At 63.8% G+C, this 7060-nt stretch carries 9 protein-coding genes and 1 pseudogene; all 10 read right to left on the bottom strand.

Going from position 1 to position 7060, the window contains the following annotated elements; all coding sequences use genetic code 11:
* Positions 1-945: Hpt domain-containing protein (locus HUK84_RS08125; protein ID WP_176639843.1), on the bottom strand; the 945-nt coding region annotated here is incomplete at its 3' end.
* A gap of 16 nt (positions 946-961) precedes the next feature.
* Entirely contained in the window at positions 962-1345 is a 384-nt protein-coding gene (locus tag HUK84_RS08120) for a response regulator (protein WP_176639842.1), read from the bottom strand.
* 9 nt (positions 1346-1354) lie between these two features.
* Positions 1355-1648, bottom strand: coding sequence for an STAS domain-containing protein (locus tag HUK84_RS08115; RefSeq protein ID WP_246285538.1), 294 nt, complete (start codon positions 1646-1648; stop codon positions 1355-1357).
* Positions 1648-3087 carry a methyl-accepting chemotaxis protein gene (locus tag HUK84_RS08110; protein ID WP_246285540.1) on the bottom strand — a complete coding sequence of 480 codons (1440 nt, stop codon included), beginning with the start codon at positions 3085-3087 and terminating at the stop codon, positions 1648-1650. The genes HUK84_RS08115 and HUK84_RS08110 overlap by 1 nt, the downstream gene beginning before the upstream one ends.
* A gap of 292 nt (positions 3088-3379) precedes the next feature.
* Positions 3380-4087, bottom strand: coding sequence for a flagellar type III secretion system pore protein FliP (gene fliP, locus HUK84_RS08105; protein WP_176639846.1), 708 nt, complete (start codon positions 4085-4087; stop codon positions 3380-3382).
* Between the two features lie 76 nt (positions 4088-4163).
* On the bottom strand, positions 4164-4553 hold the full coding sequence (locus tag HUK84_RS08100; protein WP_176639839.1) for a flagellar biosynthetic protein FliO: 390 nt from the start codon (positions 4551-4553) through the stop codon (positions 4164-4166).
* 85 nt (positions 4554-4638) lie between these two features.
* On the bottom strand, positions 4639-5019 hold the full coding sequence (fliN, locus tag HUK84_RS08095; protein WP_176639838.1) for a flagellar motor switch protein FliN: 381 nt from the start codon (positions 5017-5019) through the stop codon (positions 4639-4641).
* A gap of 17 nt (positions 5020-5036) precedes the next feature.
* Positions 5037-5594 carry a hypothetical protein gene (locus HUK84_RS08090; protein WP_246285536.1) on the bottom strand — a complete coding sequence of 186 codons (558 nt, stop codon included), beginning with the start codon at positions 5592-5594 and terminating at the stop codon, positions 5037-5039.
* 194 nt (positions 5595-5788) lie between these two features.
* The gene (fliG, locus tag HUK84_RS08085) at positions 5789-6826 is read right to left on the bottom strand and encodes a flagellar motor switch protein FliG (protein ID WP_176639844.1); all 1038 of its coding nucleotides are present in this window, start codon (positions 6824-6826) and stop codon (positions 5789-5791) included.
* A gap of 17 nt (positions 6827-6843) precedes the next feature.
* Positions 6844-7060, bottom strand: a pseudogene (locus HUK84_RS08080) (hypothetical protein); the annotation flags it as partial.

Here is a 7060-nt window from a genome sequence, read left to right as displayed (position 1 = left end):
CGGCGCACGATGCGCGTCGGCCAGTGCGGTTGCCAGTACGGGTGCCTGTGCTGGTGCCACCTCGTCGACGGGGGCAGGGACCGGTTCCGGGGGCGGCGCCGCCACCGGGCTCTCTCCCGTTTCGCCCGCTCGGGTCATCTCGAAATCGCAGGCGTCGCTGACCCAGTCGAAGACGGCGCCGCAGCGTTCCTCGGAGACTTCCGGAGGCAGCACCACACGCCACGAGAGATAGGCCTTGCCGGGAACCAGATCGCCAAGCGGCGGAAGGGCGGAGCAGTCGCAGGCCGCCACGATGCCTCCCCCGCTCACCGCCGCAGCCGCGACGTCCGCAAGACCGATCAGGATGTTCCGCGCATCGTCCCCACGCTCATACAGGACGTCATGCGGGCGGAACGTGACGATCAGCGGCGCGGGGACCGGCGCGGCCGGTCCGTCAAAATCGAAATCCACCGCGATCGGTTCGAAGTCGATGGAGACAGGTTCGAAATCCAAAGGAATCGGCACGAAATCCTGCGGGACGGCGTCGTCGGTCGCATCGGGCGCGCCTGCCGTACCGCCACGGCCGGTGATGGCCTCCAGTTCGATCCGGCTCTCGGCAGCGCGGGCCGGATCGACCGCCAGATTGTCGCGCGCTTCGACGACCAGGTCGCTCAGCACATCCATCGCCTTGAGAAAAATCTTGATGATGTCGGGCGTCGGGGCAATGCGTCCCGATCGCAGGTCATCAAGGGCACTTTCAAACACATGGGCGAAGCGCACGAGGTTCTCAAGCCCGAATGACGCGGCCCCGCCCTTGATCGAATGCACGGCACGAAAGACGCCGTTGATGGTTTCCTGCCCGGATTCGCCATCCGACAATGCCGAAAGTCCGCGTTCAAGCTCCTCTAACTGTTCGTCACATTCCTGGAAGAAGATCCGGAGGATATCGTCCATATCGGAACTCATGCCGTCCCCGCTTTCTTCAGGCCGTAACCCGCCGGATGGCCGCGACCAGACTTTCGGAACTGAATGGCTTGACGATCCATCCGGTCGCGCCGGCCGTCCTGGCCCGGGCCTTCTTTTCCGGGTCGCTCTCCGTGGTCAGAACGATGATCGGCAGATGCTTGAACTGATTCATGGTCCGAATCGTCTCGATCACCTCGAAACCGTCCATGCGCGGCATGTTGATATCGGTGATGACCACATTGGGGGGCGGGTTGGCGCCGCGCAGGACGTCCAGCCCATCGACTCCATCCGCTCCCTGAATGACGTCGCACCCAGCCTCTTCCAACGCTTTGCGCAGCATGCCCTGCATGGTCCGGGAATCATCGATCGTCAGGACACGTAAATTCTGTCTACTCGCCATACCGCATGCTCACTGCAGGAGGGGGAGCGGTTCCGGCAGGAACGCGCTGACCCCGAAAAGGGCAAATGCCTCGCGGATCTTCTCCGACGGTGCGACCACAGGGCAGCCGCTGGCCAAAAGAACCTGCAGGCACAGGCCGCCGACATAGCCGACGCCGGATGCGTCAAGTGCCACCGTTTCCGTCCCGGCCTGGTCCCGTGCCTGCGCGATCAGCGCCTTCAGCGCCTCGGCGGCTGCACTGTCCAGCCGTTCGGGCAATGTCACGCGGGCAAGGGGGGACGCCGCGCCGGATTCGCCTTCCATCAGAAATCTTCCCATCCCTGGTCCGGCGACGTCGTCAGCAGCGGGGCGGTCAGGCTGGGGGAAGGCGGCCGGCCGGCTCTCGTCTGCGGCCGCGCGGGCGACAGCACGGCCATGCCGTCGTCGGCGGCGTGACGCCTCTCATTGCCGATCCTGAAACGGCTCAGGGTCTGGGTCAGCGTTCTGGTCTCGGCCGTCAGGTTATGGCTTGCCGCGGTCGTTTCCTCGACCATGGCCGCGTTCTGCTGGGTCACCTGGTCCATCTCGCTGATAAAGGCCGTGATCTCGGACAGACGCTGGGCCTGGTCCTGCGTGGAGACCGAAACCTCCTCGACCCGGGTCGCGATATTCTGCGTGCTGCCCGCGAAGTCGGTCAGATAGCGCCCCGTCTGCTGCACCAGGTCGACCCCCTTGTCGACCTGTTCCGCCGAGACGGAAATCAGGCGCTTGATCTCGCTGGCCGACTTCGCCGATTTCTCGGCAAGGGACCTGACTTCCTGCGCGACCACCGCAAAGCCCCTGCCGGCGTCACCCGCGCGGGCCGCCTCGACACCGGCATTCAGCGCCAGGACGTTGGTCTGAAAGGCGATGCCGTCGATGACCGAGATAATCTCGCCGATCGCATCCGACGATTTCTTGATGCCGTCCATCGCCGACGTCGTCTCGGCCATGATGCCGGTCGCGGATTTGACCTTTTCCAGCGACTGCTTCGTTTCGGCGCTGGCGTCCGAACAGGCCCGGGCGATGCGCTGCACGCCATCGGTCACGGTGCGCACCGACGCCGCGGCCTGGCCGAGATTGGCCGCCTGCTTTTCCGTCCGCTTCGCAAGATCGGCGGACGCGGTGGAAATTTCGGTGGCCCCGGTCGCGATCAATTCCGAATTGTTGGCCACGGCCCGCAGCGCCTCGCTCCGGCGCATGGCCGAATTGTTGAACGCATCGCGCAACGGCGCGAATTCGCCGTCGAAAATGGGATCCGTGATCCGCAGCTCGAGATCGCCCTCGGCCAGTTCCTTCAGCGCCGTGCCAAGGGCCTCGATGACCGCGTGCGTGTGCCTGTCCCGTTCCTCGCTGCGGTCGAGAGACTGCCTGATCTCCGCCGCCATGGCCGCCTGGCGGGTTTGCGCCTCGCCCTGCTCGCGCACGCTCCGCGCGAACGCGACCATCACGCGCGCCAGGCGCCCCGCGCAATCCTTGTTGTCGAGAAACGGCACATTGGCGCGGTTTTCACCGCGGCCGAGCTGCTCGCCAAGATCGCGCAGCGTCTCCAGAGGGGTCGTCACCACACGCGTCATCATCTGCCAGATGATAAAGACGACCACCTGTCCGAAAGCCAGGGCGCACATATTCATCAGGAACATGTGGTCGATCGGCTCGTGGGCGAGATACCCGGCGGCCTCGATAATGATCTGGAGCATCAGATACGCTTCCAGAAACAGCATCACTGTCCTGATTTTGCTTCGGAACGGCGCGTCCCGATAGAGCCAATTCAACATGCTGGTCTAGCTTTCCTTCATATCTGGGGGGCACCGCATATGAAGCTGTTCGCACACACACTCTGCTTCGGACGGCACGCTGAATCCCGTCGGCCATTCCGTTGGAAAGGTAATTGTCTTGCCGCAAAGGATTAACAAATTGTTAAAATTCCATCTTTTGCCGGAAAACACATGCGCGGTACGACGCTCGCCGAAATGCCGTCGGCGCGACATGCATCCCACCAATGGAAAATGCCGGTCAGGAGCCAAAGCTTCTGACCAGGCCGCCCGCCACCATCTGCCAGCCATCGACCATGACGAAGAAGATCAGCTTGAACGGAAGCGATATCGTCGCCGGCGGCAGCATCATCATGCCCAGGCTCATCAGCACGCTCGACGTGACGATGTCGATGACAAGGAACGGCAGGTAAAGCAGAAAACCCATTTCGAAGCCGCGGCTGAGTTCACTGATCATGAAGGCGGGCATGAGCACCCGCCACGGCGTTTCGGCCGGCGATTTCGGCAGCGGGACATTCGCCAGGTGCAGGAACGTTGCGATGTCGGCCGGCCGCGCATTGGCCAGCATGAAGGTCCGGAAGGGTTCCGCCGCCGCCTTCAGGCCATCCATCTCACTCACGCGTCCATCCATCATCGGAACGATGCCGTGGTACCAGGATTGTTCCAGAACCGGCTGCATGACGAAAAAGGTCAGAAACAGCGCAAGGCCGATCAGCACGGTGTTCGGCGGCGTTCCCTGCGCGCCGATGGCGCCGCGCAACAGGGACAGCACGACGATGATGCGCGTAAAGGCCGTAACCATCACCAGCAGGCTGGGCGCAAGGGACAGAATGGTGATAAGGGCCGTCAGTTGGACAAGGCGGCTGGTCGTTCCCGCGTCGCCAAGACCCCTGCCGAGATCCAGGGTCAGGGACTGGGCGTGCGACAGGCCCGGCATGGCGATCAGCATGCCGAGGGCCAGACCGACCGCGACAATGGCTCCTGAACCGAAAAAGCGGCGCGTGAGCAGGCGGAATGTCACTCTGTCAGGTTCCTCTATTCGCATCGCGCGCGCCCACATCCGGCGGCGCCGGGGAGGACGCATGCGGCGGGCTCGCCTCCGCCTCGTCGATCCATCCCAGAAACACGTCATTGCCCCCACCGGTCAGGATCAGCCCCGTCTTCCGATCGCATCGTATGATGCTCAGGCGCCGGCGCTGATCGATGGCCAGACTTTCCACCACCGCCAGACTGCGCGTCCGGCGCCCCTTCAGCAGGTACGGTTCCAGGAATTTCAGAGCATGGCGGCTCAGAAGAATCAGCGCGACGACCACCGCAAGGGACGCAAGACCGGTCAGCCACGGGGTGACGAACGCGCCCGTGCCCTGCGCCGGAAATCCCGTCCGGGCGGCGGCAAGCGTGACTGTTCCGGGCATTCCGTTCCCTCTCTCCGAAGCCGCATCCGGTTCAGCGGAAATGCTCTATGTTGTTACTTTATCGCGCATCTTCACGCGATCTGCTCTAGCTGGACGAGCCCGGAGAGGATGACAGGATCTCGGTCATCGTCACGCCGATATGGCTGTCATCGACCACCACGACCTCTCCCCGTGCGATCAGCCGGTTGTTCGCATAGATATCCACCGCTTCTCCCAGCTTCTTGTCCAGCTCCACGACCGCGCCGCGCCCCAGCCGCAGCAACTGGCTCACCGGCATCGTCGCCGTCCCGATCACGGCCGTGATCTTGACCGGGATGTCATAAATCGCCTCCATCTGGCCGGTGCCGATCGCCGCTTTATTCTGGTCGTGCTGCTCGGCCTTCCCGGACGATGAAGGCGCAGAAGGGGCGTCCGAACCCGTGGTGGAAAAATCCTCCAGCCCGATATATCCATTGTCTGCACTCATGGTTCCCTCCGCCTGGTCTATGCCTTTTGCCGGCCCCGTTCCGCGCGCTGCTCCGCGAGGGCCGTAACAGCGGCAACAATCTTCTCCGCGACGGATTTTCGCCATTGTTCCGGATCAATGACAATGGTGGTTGCCGCAGAGGTGACGCTGATCATGCCCGACCCTGCCTCCGGTTCTGATTCCAGCACGGGCTCTATCCGAACATCGCCATCCGCCTTGACGATCGACGCCAGACGCTGCGCATGCGCCTCATCGCAGCGGATCGTGACGGCGCCTTCGCACTCCCTGGCGAATCCTTCGGCATCCGCGACAAGATCGCGCCGCAACCCCGCCAGGACGGCGCCGTCCAGCGCGGTCAGGCCCCGGACGATATCCACGACGGTCGCCACAAAGGCATGCGCGGCGTCGTCCATGACTTGCCGCCGCCGGGCGTTCTCGCCCGCGAATGCCGCATTGAGAGAAGCCACGCAGGATGCATGCTGTTCCGTCAGCACATCCTCCCTGTTCCTGGCGCCGGTTTCCAGCCCCTCCTGGAACGCGGCCCGACGCAACGACTCCACGTCCTCGCGAGACATCGTGACGCGCTCCGGGTCGGACCCGGCATCGTCCGGGGGCGTCTGCGCCTCTGTCGGGATGCTCTCGGTGTCCGGCCGGGACGCGGCGCCGAAATCCTCCAGGTCGATCAGCCGGCGCCGACGGTCCGCCCCCTCCGCGGGGTGATGCCGGTCGGACGGGCGGGCGGGCGCCGGAAAAGGAATGAAAGCCCCCCTCACGGAATGATCTCGTCATTGCCGTTATTGTCGGTCAGGTCGATCTCGCCGGCATTCGCCATGGTCTTGATGGTCGCGACAATGTCGGCCTGCGCCGCGTCGACGTCTTTCAGGCGAACAGGCCCCAGGGCGGCGATCTCTTCCAGCAGGATGCTTCCCGCGCGTTTCGACATGCATTGCAGGAACAGCTTCCGTTCCGTCTCCGCCGCGCCCTTCAGCGCAAGCGGCAGCTTCTCGCGATCGATCTGGGCGACGACCTGCCGGAGGGAATCGTACGGCAGGCGCTTGATGTCTTCGAAGGTGAACATAAGCGCCTTCACCTTCTCCATATCCTCCTGGTTGCGCCTGTCCATCGCCTCCGTCAGGCGGATTTCCGTCTTGCGGTCGAAATTATTGAAGACTTCCGCAAGCAGTTCGTAACTGTCCTGCTTGGCCGACCGTCCCAGAGACGCAATGAACTCGGAACGCAGCGTGGCCTCGACGCTGTCCAGAACGTCCCGTTGCACCGTTTCCATGTGCAATATCCGCATCATGACGTCGGTCGCATAGTCCTCGGGCAGCAACGCCAGGACGCGCGCGGCATGGGCGGGCTGCAGGCGGCTCAGGATGACGGCGGCGGTCTGCGGATATTCGCCGCGCAGATAGTTGGCAAGCACGCTCTCCTGCACGTTCCCCAGTTTGTCCCACATCGTCCGGCCGCTCGGACCACGGATCTCGTCCATGATCTTCTCGACCTGGTCCTGCGGCAGGGCCTTGCGCAGAAACTCTTCCGTGGTCTCGTATGTTCCGACCAGCCCGTCCGGCGATTCGAAGTTTTTCGTAAACTCCTGGCACACGGCTTCCACGATCTGGGCTTTCACGATCCCCAGGCTCGCCATGGCGACGGAAATATCCCGGATTTCGTCCTCATGCAGAAGTTTCAGGATTTTCGCCGCCTGATCCCGCCCCACGGCCAGCATAAGGACGGCGGCCTTCTGCGGGCCGCTCAGATGCGGAACAGCGAAATTCTGTCCTTCGACGGCCAGCGCGGTTTCCATCACGGACTCGGCCATGGTCACGTTCCCGCTCCCGCCCTGGACTCCGGCGCGGCCAGCCAGTTCCGGATGATAAAGACGGTCTCGCGGGGACTCTCCTCCATGCGGGCCGCCACTTTCGCAATCGCGACCATGCGCATCTTCCCTTCGACCCCGTCGATGCTGACCGTTTCGTCATCGCCGGCAAGGGCCGGCGCCAGCGCCGCGGGCGACGCGCTGCCCGCGATCCGGGCCGTC

Source organism: Nguyenibacter vanlangensis, assembly GCF_013376155.1.
Taxonomy (GTDB): domain Bacteria; phylum Pseudomonadota; class Alphaproteobacteria; order Acetobacterales; family Acetobacteraceae; genus Gluconacetobacter; species Gluconacetobacter vanlangensis.
Note: the sequence above shows the minus strand (reverse complement) of the source record. Positions and strands in the feature narration are given on the sequence as shown.

Excerpts from the sequence above, each read along its gene's own strand:
- HUK84_RS08120 (WP_176639842.1), bottom strand. The coding sequence starts at position 1,345 with ATGGCGAGTAGACAGAATTTACGTGTCCTGACGATCGATGATTCCCGG.
- HUK84_RS08115 (WP_246285538.1), bottom strand. The coding sequence starts at position 1,648 with ATGGAAGGCGAATCCGGCGCGGCGTCCCCCCTTGCCCGCGTGACATTG.
- HUK84_RS08110 (WP_246285540.1), bottom strand. The coding sequence starts at position 3,087 with ATGCTGTTTCTGGAAGCGTATCTGATGCTCCAGATCATTATCGAGGCC.
- fliP (WP_176639846.1), bottom strand. The coding sequence starts at position 4,087 with ATGCTGATCGCCATGCCGGGCCTGTCGCACGCCCAGTCCCTGACCCTG.
- HUK84_RS08100 (WP_176639839.1), bottom strand. The coding sequence starts at position 4,553 with ATGCCCGGAACAGTCACGCTTGCCGCCGCCCGGACGGGATTTCCGGCG.
- fliN (WP_176639838.1), bottom strand. The coding sequence starts at position 5,019 with ATGAGTGCAGACAATGGATATATCGGGCTGGAGGATTTTTCCACCACG.
- HUK84_RS08090 (WP_246285536.1), bottom strand. The coding sequence starts at position 5,594 with ATGTCTCGCGAGGACGTGGAGTCGTTGCGTCGGGCCGCGTTCCAGGAG.
- fliG (WP_176639844.1), bottom strand. The coding sequence starts at position 6,826 with ATGGAAACCGCGCTGGCCGTCGAAGGACAGAATTTCGCTGTTCCGCAT.